This window comes from Glutamicibacter halophytocola (assembly GCF_001302565.1).
GTDB lineage: Bacteria > Actinomycetota > Actinomycetes > Actinomycetales > Micrococcaceae > Glutamicibacter > Glutamicibacter halophytocola.
Genome location: NZ_CP012750.1, coordinates 1,644,024 through 1,665,942, shown reverse-complemented (window position 1 = coordinate 1,665,942; position 21,919 = coordinate 1,644,024). Strand labels below are relative to the sequence as shown.

Below are 21,919 nucleotides of genomic sequence, written 5' to 3'. Positions count from 1 at the left end.
AATTCCCTGCAGGAACCCTTCTCCCCCTTGGCCATGTGATGGCTGGGGACGAAGGGCGGCATCCCCGCTAGGTCAGGGTTCGTTCCATTTTCTGGCTGATGACCGTGGTGACACCGTCGCCGCGCATGGTAACGCCATAAAGCGCGTCGGCCACTTCCATGGTCTTCTTCTGGTGGGTAATGACGATCAGCTGGGAGGACTCGCGAAGCTCCTCGAAAATCGTGATCAGGCGGCCCAGGTTCATGTCATCAAGTGCAGCCTCGACCTCGTCCATGACGTAGAAGGGCGAAGGGCGCGCCTTGAAGATGGCAACGAGCAGAGCCACTGCCGTCAATGAGCGCTCGCCACCGGAGAGCAGCGACAGGCGCTTGATCTTCTTCCCGGCGGGACGCGCTTCCACTTCGATGCCCGTGGTCAGCATGTGTTCTGGATCGGTGAGCACGAGTTGGCCCTCGCCGCCGGGGAACAGCCGGTCAAAGATCCGCTTGAACTGAACCGCAGTGTCGTTAAAAGCCTCGGTGAAGACCCGCTCCACGTGGGCATCCACATCGGCAATGATCTGTTCCAGGTCTCCCCGCGACTTCTTCAGGTCTTCAAGCTGGCCCGAGAGGAACTTGTGCCGTTCTTCGAGAGCCGCAAATTCCTCGAGCGCAAGCGGATTGACCTTGCCCAAGGCCGATAGGTCCCGCTCCGCTTTCTTCAGGCGCTTTTCCTGTTCAACGCGGTCAAAGGGCTTGGTTCCAATGAGGTTGCCGTCTTCGTCGACATTTTGTCGCAGGCTCCCCCATTTATCATCTTCATCGATGGCTTCAGGGATCAGTTGATCCGGGCCATAGATGGCAATCAGGTGATCGGGAGTGAATCCCAGTTCTTCCAGGGCCTTGGTTTCCAGGTTTTCGATGCGCAGGCGCAATTCTGCGCGGGCCATCTCATCACGGTGCACCGCGTCGGCCAGCCTGGCCAGTTCGGCGCTGAGCTGCTCGGCCTCGGTGCGCTGGTTGCCGAGCATCTGGTCGAGTTCGGCCTTTTTGGAAGCGAGTTCTTCGCGTTCCTGCCCGGCCATGGACACCGAGACTTCAATGAAGCGCAAAACCCGTTCGGCGGCCTGTTCGACTCGGCTCGCATTGGCAGCCTGCGCCTTGCGCTGTTCGGCCCGGCGGGCTGCGACTTCGCGGTGGTTGCGTTCAGCAGCTGCGGTGCGGCGAAGACCCTCGATCCGCGAGCGCAACGCCGATACCCGCTCCTCGCTGCTGCGCAACGCCAGGCGGGCTTCTAGTTCCTGCTGGCGCGCGGCAGCGGCGGCATCGGCGAGCGCGGCACGCGCTGCGTCATCGATGGTTTCTTCTTCCTGGTCCGTGGAGGCAAGCTCCATGCGCTCGGTGATCTCTTCAAGGGATTCCTGCTCGATTTCAAGCTTCTCGTTCGAGGTTTCCAGGCGCTCGATGAGCTGGAGCTTGTCAGCCTGCGCGCTGCGCAGCTTTTGTCCCAGTCGCGCCAAATATGAACTGAGCTCATCGATGGTGGCATCCGATTCGGTCAGCGCCGAGAGCGCGTCTTCCCGTTGCTGCCCGGCGACGGAAAGCTGCGGTGCGCGTGCGGCAATGCGCTCCTCGACCACCCCGAGTTCGTCCTGGCATTCGTTCAGTTCGGCCTCGGTTTGCTCCACCATGGCCTGTTGGGCAATCAGCGACGCTCCAGCGGCATCACCCACTGAGCTGCGCAGCGACGAGAATGTGGTCCCGTCCAAGGTGGTTACCTTCGCCTGTGGATATTCAGCCAGCACGCTGCGTGCTTGGCCGAGTTCTTCAACGACGTAGTGGCCTTCGAACAGCTGGTCCAGCAGGGCGGAGACCTTGTTCTCTGAACTGACGACTTCGCGGGCGATAATAGCGTTGCCCAGCTTTGGCGATGGCGTGGCGGTTTGGCCGATATCCGCGTGCAGGAAGACGGCGCTGGACTCCTTGGACTGGAGCTGCTCAAGCAGGCCGGCTGCCGACTGGGCATCAACTGCCACGAGCGATTCCGCGTTGTCCCGGAGGATCGCTGCGACGGCTTGCTCGTAGCCGGGGTTCACGGTCATCAGCTCGCCAAGGCGCCCGAGCAGCGCAGTCGAGGCCGACTGCAGCAGGTGCGAGGACTGGTCATCGGGCGTGGTGTTGAGCTTCAGCGCTTCAAGCCTTGACCGCAGGCCGGAGACGCGCACCGATAGTTCGCGTTCCCGTTGGGTGTCGGCCTGCTGGGCTTGGGCCAGTGCGGAGAATTCCTTGTCCGCCAGCTCAAATTCCTCGTTCAGATCCGTTTCGCCGGCAAGCTGGGTTTCCAGCTCGGCAGAGACTTCATCATGGGAACGCTGATCGAGTTGCAGGTCCGAGTCAAAGGATTGAACGCTTTCCTGCAGCCGGATGATCTCTGCCCGGGTGACATCCACCCGGCTGCGCGCCGAGGCGACTTGCGAGGCCAGCCGGGAGATCCCTTCGCGGCGGTCTGCCGCGGCACGGAGCATGGCCGCCATGCGCTGCTGCTCTGCCCGGGACTGTTCTTCAGCCTCTTCCTTGGCCTCCACAGCTTCGGCGAGGATTTCGTGGCGGTCTTCCAGCGCCAGTTCAAGCTCTTCGAGTTCTTCGCCCAGGCGCTCGGCCTGGGATTCGAGCCGTTCAGGATCACGGCTGGAATCAAAGTGGGTTTCATTGCTTTCCAGCAGTTTGCTGCGTTCACGTGCCAAGGCGGCCAAGGAGCGAAACCGTTCGGCCTGGGTGCTCAGTGCCACCCAGGTATCTTGCATTTGCCCCAAGCGCGGGGTGACATTTTCTACCTGGGCGCCAAGTTCTGCGATATGCCTTTTGACCCGTTCAAGCCGATCCGAGGCTTCTTGCTGCTGCGCCTGGACCTTGGACTCGTCATCGATGTCCTGGGCAAGCCGGTTATTGAGGGTCACCAGGTCATCAGCGAGCAAACGCGACTTGGCATCACGCACATCGTGCTGCACGCTCTGGGCGCGGCGCGCGATCTTTGCTTGCCGTCCCAAGGGGGCCAGCTGGCGGCGGACCTCGGCATTGAGGTCTTCAAGGCGGTCGAGGTTGCCCTGCATGGCCTGCAGCTTGCGCAGGGTTTTTTCTTTCCTGCGACGGTGCTTGAGCACCCCGGCGGCCTCTTCGATGAATCCCCGGCGGTCTTCGGCGGTAGCGTGCAGGATGCGGTCCAGCTGCCCCTGGCCGACGATGACGTGCATTTCCCGGCCAAGCCCTGAATCCGAGAGCAGTTCTTGGATATCAAGCAGGCGGCAGGAGTTCCCGTTGATGGCGTATTCCGAACCGCCGGCGCGGAACAGCGTGCGGGAGATGGTCACTTCCGCATAGTCAATGGGAAGCTGTCCATCGGCGTTGTCGATGGTCAGCGAAACGTGGGCACGGCCCAAAGGCGGGCGTCCGGACGTGCCGGCGAAGATGACGTCTTCCATCTTCCCGCCACGCAGCGTCTTGGCCCCCTGCTCCCCCATCACCCAGGCGAGCGCATCAACGACATTGGACTTGCCGGAGCCGTTGGGGCCAACCACCGCGGTGACGCCGGGTTCGAACTCGAACGTTGTTGCCGACGCGAAAGACTTGAATCCGCGAACGGTAAGAGTCTTTAGATGCACGGCGTGAAGTTCCTAAGTTTGGGTCGTATCGCTAAGGTTGGTTTGGGCAGTAGCACTCAATCCTTCACGCAATTCTAGCGAAGCGCGCTCGGGTTTTTCTGATTCTGCTCGCACATACCATCAAGAAATATCGAGGGATAGATCATTCCATGAGCATTCTGAGCCAGATTGACCAGTGGCCTTCCGCGAACGCAGTTTCCGTTGTCATTGATGGCCACGGTGGCGTGGTCGACCAGCACGGTGACGTGGACCGCGTGTATTCTCTGGCATCGGTCACCAAGCTGCTCAGTGCCTATACCTTCCTGGTAGCCCTGGAAGAAGAAGCGATCAGCCTTGACGATCCCGCCGGTCCTGAAGGGTCCACGGTTCACCATCTGCTGGCCCACACCGCCGGCTACGACTTTGATTCCGAGACCATCCGCTTTGCGCCAGGTGCCAAGCGCGGCTACTCAAACACCGGTTTCGAGAAGCTTGCCGCGCACCTTGAGGCGCAGACCTCGATCAGCATGGCCGACTACGCCCAAGAGGCGGTTTTTGCGCCGCTGGGCATGGCCTGCACCAAGATCGCGGGCAGCTGCGCCAAGGATGGCCGGTCCACGGCCGCGGATCTGGCCAAGTTCGCCGCCGAGTTGCTCAACCCCACCATCGTGGCCCGGGAAACACTGGACGATGCCACCCGAGTTCATTTTGAAAACCTGTCCGGCATCCTGCCCGGTTACGGGCGGCAGAATCCCAACGATTGGGGCCTGGGCTTTGAAATTCGTTCCACCAAGAATCCGCACTGGACCGGCAAAGACCATCCGGCCAGCACCTTCGGGCACTTTGGCCAATCCGGCACGTTCCTGTGGGTCGACCCGGAGCATCGCCTGGCGTGCGTGACGCTGACCGATAAGAATTTCGGCCAGTGGGCGGTGGACGCCTGGGCGCCCTTCAATGAGCAGGTCCTGGCTTCGCAGTTGTCCTGACGCGATTCAAGGAAGGCCTTTCCCCTATTGAATTCGAAAGGCCTTCAGTCACCACATGGTGGACATGACTTGGCAGGATACATGAATTGGGTCGAATATGGACAACAGCAGTACCTTCCGTAGTCCTATCGCCATTTGTGAGGCCGCATGGAACCGTTTGTCAGCTGGCAATGGTGCAAAAATCATGTCCAAGAAATCGTCCTGGTTGATGCCCGCTGGTACTGGGACCGCCCGGGTTTTGATGCCTACCGCACGGGTCATGTGCCCGGTGCGGTATTTGTCGATCTCGATGCCGACCTCACCGGAGAAATCACCGAGGACTCCGGCAGAGGCCCCTTCCCGGCGCCGGAGGATTTCGTCCGGGCCATGTCCCGAGCCGGGATTGACGGTTCCAGGCCGGTGGCCGCCTACGATGACGCAGGCGGGGTCATCGCTGCGCGCTTGGTGTGGATGCTGCGGCTGCTCGAGGTTCCTGCGGCCGTGGTATCCGGCGGCATCCAAGCCTATCCAGGCGCTCTGGACTCCTCTCTGGTTCATCCTAGGCCCGCTGTTTTCCCTCCCCGGCCGTGGCCTGCAGGTTCCCTGCTGTCCACCCGGGACGTGGCAGCTCTTTCGGAAGCCGTGCTGATCGATGCCCGGCCGAATAACCGGTACCGCGGCGAGGAACCCGAAACCGATCCGCGGCTGGGCAAGGTTCCCGAAGCCGACCCTCGCCGAGGGCATATCCCCGAGGCGATCAATGTTCCGTGCCGGGATCACCTCGAGGCCGGCGGAATGATCAAGCCGCCCCAAATAATTCGCGACAGGTTCGTAGCCGAGGGCATTGTCGATGCCTCCGGCGTGGTCAGCTACTGCGGGGCCGGGGTGACAGCCTGCCACAACCTGCTGGCGATGGAATATGCCGGGCTTGGACAGGGCAGGCTCTATCCAGGAAGCTGGAGCGCATGGAGCCGGGACCCTGCGCTACCTGCTGCGATCCGGCACCCGTCCTAGGTCGTCCCCCGCATCGGCAAAACTTCATGCCAACGCCAGCAACCTGGTTCACCTCCAGGAACTCTTAGGAAGACAAGCCATCCGCTGCCGAAACCCATGTTGGAGAGCACGCCATAGCAGGTCGCATCCATCCTGGCGAGGCCAGCGAGGTCGTCCGGCATCGTCGGATCCGGGCGGTCGGCGGTGCCGCCCGCGAATCCAGGTTTCAAGGTTGTTCTCGTTTCCTCAAACGCCTGCGCCATTTTTCCACTAGGAGAGAATTGAGGAGCCAATTCGCGTTCGTTGAAGATTCGTGGCATTGAGCCCGGCATTCATTCCGGGCGCTGTCCCCCTGTCTTATATATTTTCGATTCTCCAGCCAGTCAGTGAGAACGGCTGACGAATATCAGGTGCTGAGCTGTAGCCATCAACGCCGCGATGTGTTTCTCGGCAATCCCTTCGGACCCGGCCATTCTGCGCTCCAAGTCCACTTCGGCGATCGCCACGGCGTACATTTCTTCAATGGTCGAAGCATCCTCGATCACGCCCGCGGACTTCAAGCAAGCCCACCGAAGCGACTTCCGTGCTTTTCCCATCGCAGCAGCCAAATGACGTGGTGACCTAGGTGTAATACCCACAGACGTTGAACACACGCGGCGGGTCGCCCCATCCTCGCGCCGAGTGCGGTAGTTAATTCGTTATGTAGGCGACTCTCCAGCATTTGGGATTCCTAGCCGCTCACCAGCACGAATTCATTCTTGGGGGCACGAATTTGCGGATTGACCGGTGATATTTCGCAGTGGCATATTGCCGACCAGCCTTTGTTCTACCTCGTCTAGACACAAAGAAACTTCTCCCCACTCACTCACCGTTCGGGCAAAGGGGCCAATGGCTGCTCACGCCGAAAGAGGACTCACCCGTGTAAAGCGTCGCTGAGTTTGGATACGAGGGGTAGTCTATGTCTAAGTTTCACGCCGGACTTCCATTTTTTTGGGGGAAACGGAGGTTCATGGGAAAAGGAGAAATCCTTCTCTTGGCGCAAAACTCGCAGCCAGCCCTCACCGGATTGATCTTCGGTGAGGGATGGACAAATTTAAGTGACTGCTAGTCGCTTGTTTTCAAGCGAGACAGCATAGTGGGCTTAGTAGAAAGACCATGTTTTTCCGTCGAGTGATAGCGGTGCAGGAAGGCAAGAATCGCCTGCGAGGTTTCGATGGGTTCTTGTTCCAGGGGGTAGTGACCAGAGCTATTGAAAACGAGACCGTTTACATTTGTGGCCAGCAATCGCATGCCTTCGGCAACGGCAGATCCCATCGCATATCTTCCTCCTATGGCGAGTACCGGGGTCTTCATCAAAGGGCCGGTCAGCAGCCCTCGGACGTCGGCGACATCACCGCTCCGGGTGCGGTAGTAGCTGAGCCCCGCTTCCAAGACGCCCGATCGAGAATAGGCCTGGATGTATGAATTAACTGCTTCGTCATCTAGCCTCGGTGGCCCTGCGCTTTGCGCAAGAAACTCTCCGTAAAAGACAGCTTCGTTTGTGGGCACAAGGTGGTCGGCAAGTCCAGGCACACTGTTGAATGAGCCGTGCCAAGTCGGGTAGTAGTCTCGCCCTGGGGCGGGGATGTCGATGTCGATTCCCGGTAGGATTTCTTCTTCTACGACGAGCGCGGTCACCGCGGATCCCAGTTCCGCAGCTAGTAGGGCGGCCACTGTGGCACCCCAGTCGTGCCCAATCAGGGCGAATCGTGTAATTCCTTGTCGTGCCAGTTCGTTACGAACCCACATGGCGAGGTCTGTTTTTCGGAAGCTCTGAGATCCTTCTGGTGCAGCTCCGAGTCCAGGCAAAGTGATTGGGATGATGCTGTACCCTGCTTTGCCGAGAACTGGCACCAAGTGCCGCCAGTGATTCTCCGTGACTGGCCAGCCATGCAACAGGACAACGGGCGAGGAATCGGGTATAACGGTCATTTTTAAATGCTAGCATCCGTCCCATTTGCACAAGGAGATTGGCGCGCTTTCCTGTCTGAATGCCATTCCGCGCTGACGCCGATAATAATCCTGACTGCGCCTGGTAATAGCAATACCAGCATTGGCGGCAGCATTAGCATTGATTCTTTGAGGACACATAAATAGCCCAGTTACAGGCCGATAATTGCAGCAAGCATTCCTACCAACGCTAATCCAACGGGTCCTGCATTTTCGCTTTCCTGGATTCCCCAAGCAAGTGATGCACTGGAATTATGCTTCGAATACCGAAGTTCTACGCAACAAAGACGAGGCAGAAATAAGCAGCCCGATCCTATTCGGGAAGTCCTGAATGGGATCGGGCTGCTTTTCGTTGGTGCTGCTACTTGGAGATGGTATCCGCCGTGCAGCTGACATTGTCGGTTCCGGACTGCTTGGCCACGCTCTCCCCATCAATGATGATCTCGCAGGAAACCTTCTGCGATGTAGTGTAATCGCCACTGGTTACAATGAGGGAAGTTGCGTCCCACCCGGTGACGGTGGTTTCTTGCTCCCATTTACCCTTGAAATCCTCGTTGGACGTACCGCTTGTCGCCCCGAACATGACTGTCGCATTATTTTCTGAAGTTGCCTTGTATACGACTGTGGCTTCTTTGTTCATTTCCTCATCAACGCTGCTGACAAATGCAGCAGTTGTCGCAGTGACAATTCCAGCAATGATGATTCCTACAGCCCCGAGGATTAGACCTGCAACAGACAGACCTTTTGCCCGATTCTTTCGCGTGAGACCAATAATACCGAAGATTACGGCTAGTCCGCCAACGAAGAAGGAGACTATTCCCACGAGAGGAATGAATGAGAAAATAACGGCGATGATTCCGAGGACAAGAGCTGTAACGCCGAATCCATTACGCGGATCTAATGGCGCAGAGCCAGATGGTGACATGGTCAAGTGAACTCCTTGAATGAGTGATGAATGTAGACGAAGAAATGTATCTACAGAGCTGCAGTTTATTTGAAATGCCAATAAAAATCTAATCTTTAGAAGAACGATCTGCGTCGAATATTCATGCTGGGCTAAAATTGTCAGCAAGAAATCAAAGCGGTGTGTTTAGCTCGACTCGATTTCCATGGCGAAGAAGAAGATCAATAGAAAATCTTTGGTTAGCTTTTCTGTAATCACGTAAACCTCTACGCACGCTTCGGCCAGGATAGTTATTCTAGGAGACTGGACGAACGCACATAGTGCTAAACCCGCTAAACAAGGCGATGAGGCTAGGCGTTCGAGTCTGATCAGATGAAGTCGAGCGGACATATCCGGTCCCATCAACCTTGCCCTAATGGTTGCCTTCCGGTGCCGTTGCTCAGCCATGAGTAGGTGCTCGGCTGAGAAGAAATTTCTCCTGGCAGTAAAGAAGGACAGGGCTTCTCCAAGAAGCACTGCCCCAGTGGGATGTCGCTGAGCGGAAAACGAGGTTTGCCGCTTCCATGCCGCTAGTCCCTGCAGGAGGACAACCAGCACGATTCGCATCTGAATAGTTCCATGTCACTTCCTGCAGGTGGAATCTAGAGTTCTTTTTGCAGCTGCATTTGGAGCACATAAAACTGGGTCGCTTCACGGTCCTATACCGCGGCCTGTGGCAACGGGGCAAGGTACAGATCCCATTTGCATTCGGCGCCCGGTCAAAATGTTCATGACGAGCTGGCTGGCCAGCCTTAACTGCATCCGCGATGTCGCCGCTCAACGCTTTCGTCTGTTCAACAGTAAGCTTCAGAACGACCCCAGTAAGGCCAAAAAATCGGGCAAATCACTACCATCGACCACTTGCGGGAAGATGAAAGCGCGAAAGTTTTCTTCGGTTCTTGGAACGTTCTGGCAATTATTGCCTATGTTCTGCAGTCCATCGATTCTGGAACGGATTGGTCTGAACAATTGGCCGCGCTCTTGCAAGAGTTCCCAGCCTCACGCACTTATCTATCGAAGCAATGGGAACACCCGGAAATTGGGAAACGCACGACCTCTGGCATGGCTGAAGCACACGGAAACCGTTCGTCAACAATACGCCCAGTCCTGCCTGACACGTACCTAACATACATGCGAACGGCCCGAGCAGCAATAAACAGAACAGCCCTACTCCTTGACGTGATAAGCGGTACCACCATTTGTTGAGACCACCTCTAGCTGGGTGAGGTTCAAACCACGCGTCCGAAAGATTGACTTCTAGCGCCGCGGACGTGGCTGGCACACCGGGCAAGTGTAGGACGAGCGCCCCATGAACGCGTCCCGGCGGATCACCGAGGCCACCCCGTTTTCGGCGCAGCGCAGGCAGGGTTTGCCCTCGCGTCCGTACGCGTTGAGCGAGCGGGCAAAATAGCCGCTGGCTCCGTTGACATTCACGTACAAGGAATCAAAGCTGGTGCCGCCGGCCGCCAGCGCGCGGGTCATGACATCGATCAGTGCATCGTTGAGCCGTTGTACTTCAGGACGCCTGATCGTGGCAGTTTTCCGGGATCCCGACAGCTTGGCCTGCCATAACGCCTCATCAGCGTAGATGTTGCCCACCCCGGAAATGACTGCCTGGTCCAGGATGGCGCGCTTGAGGTCGGTAGTACGGCGGCGCAGGGCAAGATAGAGGTCCTCGGCACTGCGATTCGGGTCAAGGACATCGCGGGCAATGTGCGCGGCAGCCTGGGGTATGGCAGGTTCTGGGGACCCCAGCCCGGCCGGCAGCCCGTCGGAGGTTGCTACCAGCGGCGAGAGGAACATCCCGCCGAATATCCGCTGATCAACAAATCTGAGTTCATCTGGATAGTCCAGCTGCTCTTCCAGAGACAACCTGACTTTAAGGTGTTTTTCGTCCGCCGCTTCTGGCTGCTCAACTAGTAGTTGGCCGCTCATCCCCAGGTGCGCGACGAGGACCGCCGGCACATCCAGCCCATCGAGTCCTAGCCAGAGAAATTTTCCTCGGCGCACTACCGAGGAGATGGTGCAGCCTGTCAAAGTTTGCTCGAAATCGAGCGGGCCATCCAGGTGGCGCCTGACCGAACGCGGATCCAGCACCTGTACGGCTTCGATCCGTCGCGTGCGCACCCATTTTTCCAGCCCTCGACGGACTACTTCCACTTCTGGCAGTTCAGGCATCTGGGTGGCGCTTAGCTTTTGGGTACTTGCTCGCCAGGATTGAACTGCAACCACGTTTGGTGGGCAGCTTCCTGCTCAGCTTCTTTTTTCGAGGGACCATGTCCCTGCCCGTATCCCTCGTCGCCAATTTGCAGTACAGCAATGTAGGTGCGGGCGTGGTCCGGGCCGGATCCGGTGACCTGGTAACGAAGCTCGCCAAGTTTGCGGGAGGCAACGACTTCCTGGATAACAGTCTTCCAGTCGGTTGTGGCTCCAATCAGCCGGGGATCCTCTAGCAGCGGGGTGACAAAGCGCAGCACAAAGGCTCGTGCGGCGTCCATCCCCTGTACCAGGTAGGTGGCACCAAGAATCGACTCCATGGTGTCAGCCAAAATGGAGGACTTGTTGGCACCGTTGGATTGGGCTTCCCCGCGTCCAAGCAGCAAGTGCTCTCCGACTTCCAGATCGCGAGCGATCATCGCCAGGGCACGGGTGCTGACAATGGCAGCACGGCGCTTTGCGAGATCGCCTTCGGGCAGATCCGGGAATTTTGCGTAGAGGTATTCCGCAACGCAGAAGCCAAGGATCGAGTCGCCGAGGAATTCAAGGCGTTCGTTCGTTGGAATGCCACCGTTCTCGTATGAATACGAGCGATGGGTGAATGCAAGACGAAACGTCTCGGAATCAATATCGATTCCGAGACGTTTCATAAGTTCTTCTTTAGAAGACATGTCTTAGACGTCTGCGACCTTGCGACCCTTGTACTCAAGGAACAATTCGGTACCAGCCGAGTCGGTGACAACCTTAGCCTGGTGAGGCAGGCTGTAGGTTACGCGACCGTTTTCAACGGTCTTCACCAAGCTCGGTGCGGTAGCCTTCCACTGAGAACGGCGGGCACGAGTATTCGCACGGGACATCTTCCGCTTTGGAACAGCCACGACTACTTCTCTTCTCTCTTGTCTGACGTTTTATTTGTTGCCGCATCCTCTGCGACATTGTCGGACAGCTGCGCTAGCGCTGCCCAACGTGGATCCAGAATCTCATGGTGATGCTCAGGGTCTTCGTTGAGGTTGATTCCGCATTCATTGCAGAGCCCCAAGCAATCTTCCCGGCAAACCGGCTGGAACGGCAGGGCGGTAACCACTGCGCTCCGTAATACCGGATCGATGTCAATCAAGTCACCGATTACCCAATACTGATCCACATCATCATCGTCTTCGAATTCTTCGCTCTCTTCATAGTAGAAGAGCTCCTGAATATCAGCCTCGTAGTCGTACTCGATGGAATCCAGGCATCGTCCACATTCCCCAGCAATTTGCGCTGTAGCGGTACCCGATACCAAAATTCCTTCATGCACGGCTTCAAGGCGAAGATCTAAGTCAAGCTCAGATCCTCCACGAATGCCGATGAGTGCATTTCCCACATCTGCGGGTGCCGGAACCTGCTCGTTGAGAATCTCCATTGAGCCCGGCGAACGGCCGAGATCCCTGGTTGAAAAAACCAGAGGCGAGTTGCGATCGAGTGCGCCATGTGGCGATCGATCAGAACGCTTTTCGCTAATGATGACTCCTACTAAAACATAGTCCGACATTTCATCTTAGCTTGCCACAACCCAAGATCCCAAACTGAAACCAGTTATAGAACCCTCCCGTTGGTGTTGCACTCACCACAACATATCGTAGCGCGATTCAAAATGAAGTCCATGCGCATCTGGCTCGAAGGGCCGAAAAGCTGTTTTTGACCGCCTGCCAGTGGGCTTACCTGTGCGAATTTAGGTCATAACCTTAAAATTACCTAGGTTCATGGGCGTTTCAAGGCATGTAAACAGCCCTTAACTAGATCTTGATCTTATGCTTGTGAGAACGGTGCAGTTACTATCGGCAAAGGATCTGAGATGAAGCTATTGAATACCCTGCAAAGGGTGGCAAAGCGTGCCCGTCAAAGTCTTGCTGATAAGCAGCAGCGTCAATTCATCGAGCGTCATGCCACAGATCTACTCCACGCTCCGGTTGGCGAAGACCGCTATAAGGCCGCCTTGTATTTCGCAGACGAGATGGTCAACGCGTATCAAATCCGCCAGTGGTACGAACCTATGAAGCAACTGGCCGATTTCATGCCAATAGCTGTCATCACTCGTCGCCCGGATACCGCTTTGGCTTTGCGCGATGAATGCCCGTTGCCTGTGTACTACGCCCCAACGGTTGAAGACCTTGAGCGCCTCGTTGGTTCTCAAGACTTGCGCCTGATGTTCTATGTAAACCAGAACATTCAAAATTTCCAGATGTTGCGTTTCAATGAACCTAAGCATGTCTTTATCTGCCACGGTGAGAGTGAAAAGTCCTACATGTGGTCCAACCAGTTGAAGGCGTACGACTTCGTATTTTCCGCTGGTCAGGCTGCACGTGACCGCCTCACCTCGCAATTGCACAATTTCGATGTCCATGAACGAACTCGCCTCATTGGACGCCCGCAGATTGACGTTTCATACGTGGCTCCTTTTTCCCCAAACCCAGCCTTACCCACGGTGCTCTATGCGCCAACGTGGGAGGGCGACCGCCCGTCAATGCAGTACGGGTCTGTAGTTTCACATGGCGAGCAACTGGTCGATGCACTCATCAGTGACGGCGGGTTCAATTTGATCTTCCGCCCGCACCCTCGGTCTGGCAAGAACTCTGCAGCCTATGGAAAGGCTGTAGAAAGAATTCGCCGTAAGCTGGCAGAGGCCAATGCCGCTTCGAGCGCACAGCTGTTCTTTGACGACACCACTGATTGGGGTTGGCAATGGAGCACATCGGATTTTTGCGTCACCGACATCTCGGCAGTCGCTTACGACTTTTTGGCAACGGGCAAGCCAATGTATGTCACCCGACCAGCTTCTAGCGAAGCCACGGTTCAGAATTCACCGGCCTTGGCCAGGGTGCCCTCTCTGAGCGCAGACGCCTCAGAAAATGCGCCAACGCTCATTCGTTCCGCTCTCACGGAAAATAATATGGACTTGCACGAAGTCGTTGAATACTACTTTGGAGATGTGGCTGCAGGCGCCAGCATGCGCCGGTTCATCACCGAGTCCCTCAAGCTAGTTGTAGGGGATGTACAGGCAGAACAGCTACCGCTGAAAAAAGCCGCTTGATCCTAAGATCTCATTGGCGATTAGAAATTTTGACAAGACTGCACCCGACGCAAGTACTGAGAACATGGGCCCCGAGAAATAAGATCCGGCAAATTATGCTTAACTCTTGCGTCAGTTTTCGTGGTGAAGGAACTTTTATGAACATAGATCGAACCGTCAATAGGATCATCAATAAAATCCATACGAGTCTTGCTACTCGAAAACAACTAGAATTCATTCGCGATCACGCTGCAGAGCTGCGCAAACTACCTGGCGGTGCGGACAGGTACAAAGTCGCGTTGCACTTTCCCGATGCGATGGTCAATGCATATCAGATCAGGCAATGGTACGAGCCGCTTCTCGCCTTAGCCGAGTTTGTTCCTGTAGTACTCATCGTGCGAAATCCTGACGCCGCCATGCATTTATTCAAAGAATGCCCTCTGCCGATTCACTTTGCGCCAAAAATTGAGGATGTTGAGCGACTAGTACAGTCCCAGGATCTGCGTGTGGTGTTCTATGTGAATCAAAATATCCGCAACTTCCAAATCATGCGTTTCAATTCTCCTGACCATGTATTCATTTGCCATGGTGAAAGCGAAAAAGCGTACATGTGGTCCAACCAGCTCAAGGCCTACGATTACGTTTTTTCAGCTGGCCAGGCTGCCCATGACCGCCTGCAAAAGCACTTGCGAAATTTCGACGCGTCAACGCGCTGCCGCTTAGTTGGCCGTCCACAAATTGATGTTCACTATGAGTCACCAATAGATTTAAACAACGAACTGCCGACGATACTCTACGCTCCAACGTGGGAAGGCGACAGGCCGTCCATGAATTACGGATCGGTGCTTTCTCATGGCGAACAGCTGATTGACGAGCTGACCAGAGACGGCGGATTCAACATTATTTTTCGTCCGCACCCACGTTCGGGCCAGAACTCAAAAGCTTACCGGCAAGCTCTAGAACGAATAAAAATGCAACTGAGCACAACTAACGAAGACTCGGAAGCTCAGTTCTTTTTCGACGATTCGGCCCATTGGGGTTGGCAATGGTCGGTTGCCGATGCCTGCGTCACTGATATATCGGCCATTGCTTATGACTTTTTGGCCACCGGAAAACTACTGTACGTAACGAAACCCGTGTCGGAAGATGCCAGCCTCGTTGACTCTCCGGCGCTCGCACAAGTCCCAACGTTGAAGGCGAATGAAATAAAAGATTTCGCCAGCTCGGCACGTGATGCCTTAGCCGATCAAAGCTTCCGGCAACAGGAGTTGGTCAACTATTACTTTGGCGACATTACTCCAGGTTCCAGCATGCAAAGATTCATTTCCGAATCTCTTGCATTAGTCGAAAAGCATAGCGAAGCTGGCCGCTAGTCGGCTTTAACACGACGTGGTGCCGGACCTTTGAGAGGTCCGGCACCACGTCGTTTTGGCAGTTGGCCAAGCCTTCCTATTTAAAGAAACGCTCCACGACACGCTGTGATGCAAACCCGTCATCATGAGGAGCAAATTTCTTTATGAACTCCTCACGGTCCACACCGGCTAGGGGTTCACCGGCCAAGGCCGAGGCTAGTGTCCTCCAAAGGTCACTTTCGTTTTCAACGATTGGCCCCGGCAGAGCACTTTCGTAATCCAAATAGAAACCGCGAAGGTTGTCCCGGTAGTTCTCCAAATCGTATGCGTAGAAGATTATTGGTCGACGCAACAACGAATAATCAAAAAACACCGATGAATAATCCGTTATGAGCACATCGGATGCCAAGTACAGTTCCTGGATATCTGGATGCCGCGAAACATCGATGATGCGATGCCTCAGGTGTTCCGGAATACTAACTGCGTTCGATACCAACACATGCATACGCAGCAAGAGGATCGTGTCTTCGCCGAAGCGCATATCAAACTCATCCAAGTCCATTGGCAAATCAAACCTGAATTTGCCACGGCCTGAGGCAGCGTCGTCGCGGAACGTCGGAGCATATAGGACGGTTTTGACCCCGGGCGGTATAGCGAGCTCATCGCGAATATTTCTCTCACGGTCCACAACGTCTTGGCTTGTCAAGATATCGTTTCGAGGATACCCAACCTCCACAGCTTCACCTGAGAAAGCATATGCAGATCGCATGATGTCGCTGGTGTATCTTGAGGGCGAAATGAGATGCGTCCATTGACGCGTTGCCCTTGTAACTCGCTCCAGGTACCCCTCGTCGCGACCATGAACTTCTCGAATGTCGAGGGCCATCTGCTTGAGTGGAGTTCCATGCCAAGTTTGCAAGAACACTCCCTTGGAACGACGCTGCACATAATGCGGGAAGCTCTGGTTATTCACCCAGTACTTTGCCCTGGCTAGGTACCAGAAGTATTCGGGAGACAGTCGCTTGACTGTGGTGGTCAAGGGATCCGTGAATCGGTGTCTTCCTGAATAAACCCAGACCTTACGACGAGTATCGCCTTGTCGAATCAATTCCTCGTAAATGTATCGCGGTGAATCCCCATATTGTCGCCCAAGTCCTGACTCAAATACGATCAGGTCGTCATCCATGGGAGCAAGCTTGTAGAGCTTGAATAGCCTGCGCATGACGTCGAAATAGCGCTTGTTTCGTCGGAACCTGTTTTTCAACTTCACCGGTAATTCGGCGCGCCAGCCGATGCCAGAGTTTTTCCGCAACTCTGCTTTCTCAATTTCCTCTGTTACCCGTTGCGAATTATTTTGATCCCGATACGTCATAAAGACGTCTGCACGATTGCGGTATTTTTCCTCCATGCTCTTGCCGCGTTCCAAGGTTTGCGCAAGATCCTTCAACAACGTCTCAGCGTCAAAGGCAATACGCCCCGGCAATTCTTCATCAAGATTCAAGTGGGAACCTTTTGGACCGAGGAAGCGCGCGCGATCAAATTGGAAGTAGTGAACCGGCCTATGCAGGAAACTGAAGTCAAAATTCACCGATGAATAATCGGTAACCATAATCGCAGAAGTCTTGATAAGCTCCTGAACGTCAATCTCACCCTGGACTATCAATCGAGCCGGGGCGCCATCGAAGTGTTCCCTGAATTGCATCATATTAGGGTGCAAGCAAAAGACGACTTCTAATCCGTGCTTTTCAACAAGTGCCTGAAGCTCCGGCGAATTCAGCAAGTTTTTCCATTGATCTAGATACTCTGATTCAAGAAAAACTTCTTCATTCTGCAACCAGTCTCGCCACGTCGGAATTATCAGCAGCATGTTTTCGTTGACCGCAAGGTCGTCGGCAAGCAACGCGTCAAAGCGGGACAGCCCCGTAACTTTGACTTCGTCCGGCGAGTACTGGAAATCATTGACAATGTATTGCTTTTCGCGTTCTGACGAGACCATGAAGAGGTCCGTGGCAAAACCAGGAGAGTTCTTTCCGTAGTTGGGAACCATCCACTTAGTCCCCATGACGCCATGCTGCAAAAATACTCGTGTGGCCCTGCAACGTGAGGAGAAGCTATGGTGCCTGGTTGGGAACAGGTAATCCGCGTGATGAGTCCCAATAAAACGCTGGCAACGAATAGCTAGTTCAAAATGCTCCTTGCTGCCATGAAATACGACGTGGTCCAAGGAGTCAAAATTCCGCAGATCCGGAGCATTTTCATCGATCACGTAGTAAGCATCAATGTCTTTACGCTCGCTTCGCAGATACTTAAACAAGTGCAGCCCGTTATCCTGCGCTTTATAGGACAGTTCGCCAACGATCCATATTGGCTTGGAGCCTAGGCTCTGGTCATCTGGGAAACTGCGTTGCTTGGTCTCGGCAAGCACGGCGAACGCATCCTTGTCGAAAACTTCCAGAATGAGTGATGTCGATTTGGCCTTGAAGGTGAAATATGGAGATATGGCTAGTGTCTTGTCGCCTACCGTCAAAGTATCGGCACGCGTTGTAGACCGAACGCCAAAGGGAGTTCGTGTCACGCGTATTCGCGAGACTTCACTGCTTGAATTGGATGACGCCAAAAGATAGAGATCGTAGTTATCTCCGCGGTCGATCTTGCTCCAGTCGACTGACTTGAAATCCACAGATGCAGACCAATTATAGATAGCACGTCCAAAGCGTTTTGCTGCAAGCTTTTCGTCAAAAGACAGCATAACTGGCGACTCAACGGAGAAGTCCGACTTACGCCCCACAAGGTGCAGAGTCACCTCAGTAAGGCGATCGCTCTGGGTTTCCAAAACGCCGCCCAATGACAACTTGCCATCTCGAACCTGGGTGATGTCAGTGCGAATGCGGTGATTAAACCTTAGTGGACGGTTCAGGCCCAAAGCCACTTCGGCCTTCTTGTTGATATATAGCCCTACGCTGCGTTCACCCGAAATGTATACCGGGTCGTCACCAAGCGTGGTTGATGCGAATCGCCCCAATATTCGATGAGCAATTACCGGGCCGCTGAGAGTGACCTCGCCGGCTTCAATTTGCCTCCGAACTTCTCTTCGGCGAACTAGTTCTCCGCCTTCAGACAGCTGCAACCACGCAATGCCAGATGGCAAAGCATCAAAATCCGCACTGAAAGTAAGAGCAAGGCGAACCGTACCGGAATACCGGTCATCTTCTAATGTGACCGAGTTGTCTTCGGCTTCGTCGGCATCAGTTTCAGTGAATTCAGGCTCTTCGTCCGCAGATGAACGCTCGCGATACTCATGCCATTGCTCAAGAAGCGAGGTCAGATCCATTTCTGCGTGGATTTGGCGCAATTCACCGTCCGCTTTGTTGGCTAAAGCCGATGAAAGTGGCTCAACAGAAGAGACAATGTGGTTGCCGTGGAGTACGGATACCGATCGCACTCGATGCTCCACGCGCGCGTCGATATGAAGTGTTTCCCCACGAACAGAGAGATCCAGTTGCTGGTATCCCGGGTAATAGCGGTACTTCTTGTGCTTCAACCGGCGGGTACGCAAACTTTGCATTGCAGACTGCGCTAGATCTTGCACAGATCGAATCTCAACTGGCACGAATAAATCCTTCATTATTTTAGCCGTTCTTGCCCTAATAGCATGGGAAAGTCACCAACAACCTAGTGCGTTGGCTACCGGCCATGTGATCCACTGAACAAGGTTACCCCTCGTCATCACTCAAACAGCGTTGAAATGCCACTGCTAACCTGAAAATAGTCTTGGAGTCGACTCCAGGGATACTTGATTAAACGGAGTAGCGATCCAATGGCTGCGGAAGTGAAATCATCAGCAGCCTGGGCGGTAGTACAAGGGGCGAACTAGCTATGCCAGCCCCGGAAGCTCTGCAGCTTGCCCTGGCGTTCACTGATTAATTCTTGAATCACGTTTTGGAAGCGCGTCGTTGAATCGCCTCGATTAAGATCTCCAAAATAGAACTGCCGCATCTCAAGGCGCTGCTCCTTATGCACGTCATGCGTCAGCGCACTGGTTAGCAAGTCCTGAATATTTTTTACACTATCCGCGTCTACAATATGGCACGACTGCGCGACAGGAGCATCGCGGTGAAGAATTTCCCGGTTGGTACGACGATCGGAAATGACCAAGGGGTTGTCCGGGTGAAGATAAAGATAATCCAGGCCAACGCTTGAAACATCAGTAATCAGAGCATCAGTCGAGTCGAACATGGCCAAGATATTGCCCTGCTCAGAAATTACGTGTTTCGCCCCGGCATCATTCGCAGTCTTGAGCAGCTCCAGAACGCGTGCATGCGCTTGAGCAATACCTGGAGTAGTACTGGACTGAATGCGAGGGTGCGGTTTGTAAATGACCCGCCACAGTGGGTTTTCAAGCAGCGCCTCGACTATAGCGACACCATATTTATCCAACGAAGTATAGTTATTATCTTCGTTTTCGCCTTCCCACGTCGGCGCATACATTACATCCAATTTATCGCTTGGCGATAGCTCCAACTTGAAGTCAATATCAAGTTGGGGGCGCCCTGTCACAAGCAACTTGTTGTAATCAAAATCAATCAGCATGGTCTGATGCCGTTTGATAGCTGCCGGGCCAGCGACAAATACTTTGTCATAAGCCTTGGCCTTATTGGAGACCATCGAAAGCTTGTCGCTCTCGCCATGGTTCACGTGTACATGCACCAGTCGCGGGTGATCCAAGGACTGGAAATTACTGCGAGAGTTGTTAACGTAAATAACAAGTTTTAATTCATTGTCATCATAAACGTCCATGAGGTCCGAGAATCGTCGAACGAAAACCTTGGGAAGGGCAGTCAGCTTTCCGGCAGCCTTAAAGGCGCCGAGCGTGCGGAACACCAGTAGAACTTCTTCTTTTTGATGCAGCTCTTCAAGAACGGGCAGCCACTGGGCAACCTGATAAATCTTGTCGGCACCGTCTCCAAAGTACACGGCAACAGATCCAGGAAGCTGGATATTGGACACGCCAACGTTTGCTCCAACGGGTCGGTTGACAAAGCCCATGGCCCGATTAAGTCGCTTAGCTCCGGGCTGACGCCCAACCATGCGCAATAGGGACTTAATGCTGCCTTTGATTGAACTGCTGAAGTACTCGTTGGACATGAGATCTTTCAATAAGGTATTACAAATGCTTGCAGTCAGAAACTTCGCTTAGCTAAGTTCCTTGACAATCTGGCTCAGCGTATCCAAAGTGCTCTTCAAGGACTGGACATGGCGTTCATCAAATTCGCTCAGCACGCGCTTCATCTCAGTGGTTGAGATTCCCGAAGTACGCGGAAGGTAGACCACCTCTACTTCGTCACCGAGGTCATCGAATTTGCCCTTCCAGTCTTCACCAATTCCGAAGACCTTGGCATCATACTTCTTGATATCAAGGCGCTTCTGCTCCCAGTTCTCTTCCGGGATAGCAAGGTCAACGTACTCGATGGCCTGGACGATTTCAAGACGCTGTTCGAAAGGCACTACCGGCTTTTTACCCTTGATCGCGTTGAATTCGTCGGTGGAGACACCGACGATCAAGCGGTCACCCTTGGCTTTCAAACGCTTCAAGATGTTCAGGTGCCCAATGTGGAACAAGTCGAAGGTTCCATAGGTCAACACGGTCTTAGTCATTTGAATTTCCTTCTGCAAAGTCTATTTCTGGCAATTGAATGGCCGCTCTAGCTGGTGTACTGGAAGAACAGTGCAATCGCTGTTCTTTGTGGGTACACACTAATTATCGCGCCAGTAGTCCGATAAGCGTTAATCTTCTGTTTACCTACCAGCTAGCCTAGCGGTAGTCCACTCGATCGGCTAAACCGATTCTGACCGACCGATATTCCGGCGATCATCCTTTCCGCTTGAACAGCAGCGGTCAAATAATCGGTGGACGTCCCGAAAGAGTCATTCGAAGCACCGTTATCCAACGCAGCTTCGAGCGTGGTTCCCGATACCACGGGCTTCCCTTCCAACCCGCCTTCCAACCAGCCAAGTACTGGTTGACTGCGTTGGGTTTCTTGCGCATTCGCAGGCATTCAATGAGCATCCACGTTGTCGGGTAGATCCAGGTGAACGGTGCAGGCAAATTCCTGCGAGCAAGCCAAACACGATTGCGGGCGTTAAGCCGATAGAACTCTTCATGCCGACGCGGGTCCACTACAGGGTGTCCGATACGCATGTCGCCGGCATACCAGACGTACGTTCCAGTGTCCCAAATACGCCAGGCAAGTTCGATGCCTTCGTGCGCATACCAGAACCCACCGGCCCAACCGCCGGTGAGGTCAAAGAGCTCGCGGGTTGTCACGAGGCAGGTCTCTCCGACGTGGAAGACGCGGCTTGGTTCTTCCGCGGTGCGCTTCTTCAACCGGGGAATCCAGCGAGTCGGATTCTGATCACTGTGTTCAGGATCGGTGATGCGAGGCTGGAGCAGCCCCATCCTCGGGTACTTCTTAAAACGGTTTACGGCAGTAATTAAGAAATCGTCGTCCAGAAACCACGAATCGTCATCGAGGAAGCAAAGGTACTCCCCCTCGACTTGAGCCACGCCGGCATTTCTTCCGGCAGGAATGCCGAGGTTTTCAGGCAGGAAATGGGTCTTGATACCTTCAGGGATATCGGTTGGATCCCAACCGTTGCCAACAACTACCGCATTGATGACGACGTCCCGTTGCGCGAGCAGCGAATCCAACGCACGACGCAGTTCTACCGGGCGATTGCCCATGGTCAATACGACAACGCCGATTGTTGGAGCGAGTCGATTATCCATGCTCTGCC

17 protein-coding genes are annotated in these 21,919 nt (G+C 54.6%); 4 read left to right on the top strand and 13 right to left on the bottom strand.

Annotated elements, in window-relative coordinates:
• Positions 1-67: 67 nt before the first annotated feature.
• Positions 68-3,637: a chromosome segregation protein SMC gene (gene smc, locus AOZ07_RS07630; protein ID WP_060701458.1), complete on the bottom strand. Its 3,570-nt coding sequence runs from the start codon at positions 3,635-3,637 to the stop codon at positions 68-70.
• A gap of 149 nt (positions 3,638-3,786) precedes the next feature.
• Between smc and AOZ07_RS07625 the strand changes: the two genes are divergently transcribed.
• Both AOZ07_RS07625 and AOZ07_RS07620 read left to right on the top strand, forming a co-directional pair.
• Positions 3,787-4,602, top strand: coding sequence for a serine hydrolase domain-containing protein (locus AOZ07_RS07625; RefSeq protein WP_060701457.1), 816 nt, complete (start codon positions 3,787-3,789; stop codon positions 4,600-4,602).
• Between the two features lie 147 nt (positions 4,603-4,749).
• Positions 4,750-5,595, top strand: coding sequence for a sulfurtransferase (locus tag AOZ07_RS07620; RefSeq protein ID WP_060701456.1), 846 nt, complete (start codon positions 4,750-4,752; stop codon positions 5,593-5,595).
• On the opposite strand, the gene AOZ07_RS07615 is transcribed toward AOZ07_RS07620, so the two are convergent.
• The 8 genes from AOZ07_RS07615 to AOZ07_RS07580 all read right to left on the bottom strand — a co-directional run bounded on the left by AOZ07_RS07615 (position 5,592) and on the right by AOZ07_RS07580 (position 12,167).
• Positions 5,592-5,894 (bottom strand): hypothetical protein, encoded by a 303-nt coding sequence (locus tag AOZ07_RS07615; RefSeq protein ID WP_060701455.1) that lies wholly within the window; start codon positions 5,892-5,894, stop codon positions 5,592-5,594. The genes AOZ07_RS07620 and AOZ07_RS07615 overlap by 4 nt on opposite strands.
• A 63-nt stretch (positions 5,895-5,957) precedes the next feature.
• Positions 5,958-6,119 carry a hypothetical protein gene (locus AOZ07_RS18760; protein WP_194943833.1) on the bottom strand — a complete coding sequence of 54 codons (162 nt, stop codon included), beginning with the start codon at positions 6,117-6,119 and terminating at the stop codon, positions 5,958-5,960.
• A 559-nt stretch (positions 6,120-6,678) separates the two neighbouring features.
• On the bottom strand, positions 6,679-7,545 hold the full coding sequence (locus AOZ07_RS07610; protein ID WP_075972445.1) for an alpha/beta fold hydrolase: 867 nt from the start codon (positions 7,543-7,545) through the stop codon (positions 6,679-6,681).
• A 379-nt stretch (positions 7,546-7,924) separates the two neighbouring features.
• Positions 7,925-8,494 carry a DUF4190 domain-containing protein gene (locus AOZ07_RS07605; RefSeq protein ID WP_171920154.1) on the bottom strand — a complete coding sequence of 190 codons (570 nt, stop codon included), beginning with the start codon at positions 8,492-8,494 and terminating at the stop codon, positions 7,925-7,927.
• Between the two features lie 1,269 nt (positions 8,495-9,763).
• Positions 9,764-10,684 carry a bifunctional DNA-formamidopyrimidine glycosylase/DNA-(apurinic or apyrimidinic site) lyase gene (mutM, locus tag AOZ07_RS07595; protein ID WP_060701452.1) on the bottom strand — a complete coding sequence of 307 codons (921 nt, stop codon included), beginning with the start codon at positions 10,682-10,684 and terminating at the stop codon, positions 9,764-9,766.
• Between the two features lie 11 nt (positions 10,685-10,695).
• Entirely contained in the window at positions 10,696-11,373 is a 678-nt protein-coding gene (gene rnc / locus AOZ07_RS07590; RefSeq protein WP_060701451.1) for a ribonuclease III, read from the bottom strand.
• 24 nt (positions 11,374-11,397) lie between these two features.
• The gene (rpmF, locus tag AOZ07_RS07585) at positions 11,398-11,601 is read right to left on the bottom strand and encodes a 50S ribosomal protein L32 (protein WP_060701450.1); all 204 of its coding nucleotides are present in this window, start codon (positions 11,599-11,601) and stop codon (positions 11,398-11,400) included.
• Between the two features lie 2 nt (positions 11,602-11,603).
• Positions 11,604-12,167, bottom strand: a complete 564-nt coding sequence (locus AOZ07_RS07580) for a YceD family protein (RefSeq protein WP_060703364.1) — start codon at positions 12,165-12,167, stop codon at positions 11,604-11,606.
• A 390-nt stretch (positions 12,168-12,557) separates the two neighbouring features.
• Here AOZ07_RS07580 and AOZ07_RS07575 point away from each other — a divergent pair, with 390 nt between their 5' ends.
• Both AOZ07_RS07575 and AOZ07_RS07570 read left to right on the top strand, forming a co-directional pair.
• Positions 12,558-13,793: a CDP-glycerol glycerophosphotransferase family protein gene (locus tag AOZ07_RS07575; RefSeq protein WP_060701449.1), complete on the top strand. Its 1,236-nt coding sequence runs from the start codon at positions 12,558-12,560 to the stop codon at positions 13,791-13,793.
• Positions 13,794-13,930: 137 nt separating this feature from the next.
• A complete protein-coding gene (locus AOZ07_RS07570) occupies positions 13,931-15,145 on the top strand; it encodes a CDP-glycerol glycerophosphotransferase family protein (RefSeq protein ID WP_060701448.1) in 1,215 nt (404 codons plus the stop codon).
• A 76-nt stretch (positions 15,146-15,221) separates the two neighbouring features.
• Here the strand turns inward: AOZ07_RS07570 and AOZ07_RS07565 are convergent, their stop codons facing one another.
• From AOZ07_RS07565 to AOZ07_RS07550, 4 genes are all read right to left on the bottom strand, one after another.
• Entirely contained in the window at positions 15,222-18,734 is a 3,513-nt protein-coding gene (locus tag AOZ07_RS07565) for a CDP-glycerol glycerophosphotransferase family protein (RefSeq protein ID WP_194943832.1), read from the bottom strand.
• Positions 18,735-18,994: 260 nt separating this feature from the next.
• Positions 18,995-20,269, bottom strand: a complete 1,275-nt coding sequence (locus AOZ07_RS07560) for a CDP-glycerol glycerophosphotransferase family protein (protein ID WP_060701446.1) — start codon at positions 20,267-20,269, stop codon at positions 18,995-18,997.
• A gap of 48 nt (positions 20,270-20,317) precedes the next feature.
• Positions 20,318-20,779 (bottom strand): FAD synthase family protein, encoded by a 462-nt coding sequence (locus AOZ07_RS07555; RefSeq protein WP_060701445.1) that lies wholly within the window; start codon positions 20,777-20,779, stop codon positions 20,318-20,320.
• A gap of 241 nt (positions 20,780-21,020) precedes the next feature.
• Positions 21,021-21,911 (bottom strand): glycosyltransferase family 2 protein, encoded by an 891-nt coding sequence (locus tag AOZ07_RS07550; RefSeq protein WP_060701444.1) that lies wholly within the window; start codon positions 21,909-21,911, stop codon positions 21,021-21,023.
• Positions 21,912-21,919: the final 8 nt, after the last annotated feature.

Bases quoted from the DNA above. Each gene is read 5' to 3' on its own strand.
- AOZ07_RS07625 (WP_060701457.1), top strand. From the start codon at position 3,787: ATGAGCATTCTGAGCCAGATTGACCAGTGGCCTTCCGCGAACGCAGTT.
- AOZ07_RS07620 (WP_060701456.1), top strand. From the start codon at position 4,750: ATGGAACCGTTTGTCAGCTGGCAATGGTGCAAAAATCATGTCCAAGAA.
- AOZ07_RS07615 (WP_060701455.1), bottom strand. From the start codon at position 5,894: ATGCCACGAATCTTCAACGAACGCGAATTGGCTCCTCAATTCTCTCCT.
- AOZ07_RS07610 (WP_075972445.1), bottom strand. From the start codon at position 7,545: ATGACCGTTATACCCGATTCCTCGCCCGTTGTCCTGTTGCATGGCTGG.
- mutM (WP_060701452.1), bottom strand. From the start codon at position 10,684: ATGCCTGAACTGCCAGAAGTGGAAGTAGTCCGTCGAGGGCTGGAAAAA.
- rnc (WP_060701451.1), bottom strand. From the start codon at position 11,373: ATGAAACGTCTCGGAATCGATATTGATTCCGAGACGTTTCGTCTTGCA.
- AOZ07_RS07575 (WP_060701449.1), top strand. From the start codon at position 12,558: ATGAAGCTATTGAATACCCTGCAAAGGGTGGCAAAGCGTGCCCGTCAA.
- AOZ07_RS07570 (WP_060701448.1), top strand. From the start codon at position 13,931: ATGAACATAGATCGAACCGTCAATAGGATCATCAATAAAATCCATACG.
- AOZ07_RS07560 (WP_060701446.1), bottom strand. From the start codon at position 20,269: ATGTCCAACGAGTACTTCAGCAGTTCAATCAAAGGCAGCATTAAGTCC.
- AOZ07_RS07555 (WP_060701445.1), bottom strand. From the start codon at position 20,779: ATGACTAAGACCGTGTTGACCTATGGAACCTTCGACTTGTTCCACATT.
- AOZ07_RS07550 (WP_060701444.1), bottom strand. From the start codon at position 21,911: ATGGATAATCGACTCGCTCCAACAATCGGCGTTGTCGTATTGACCATG.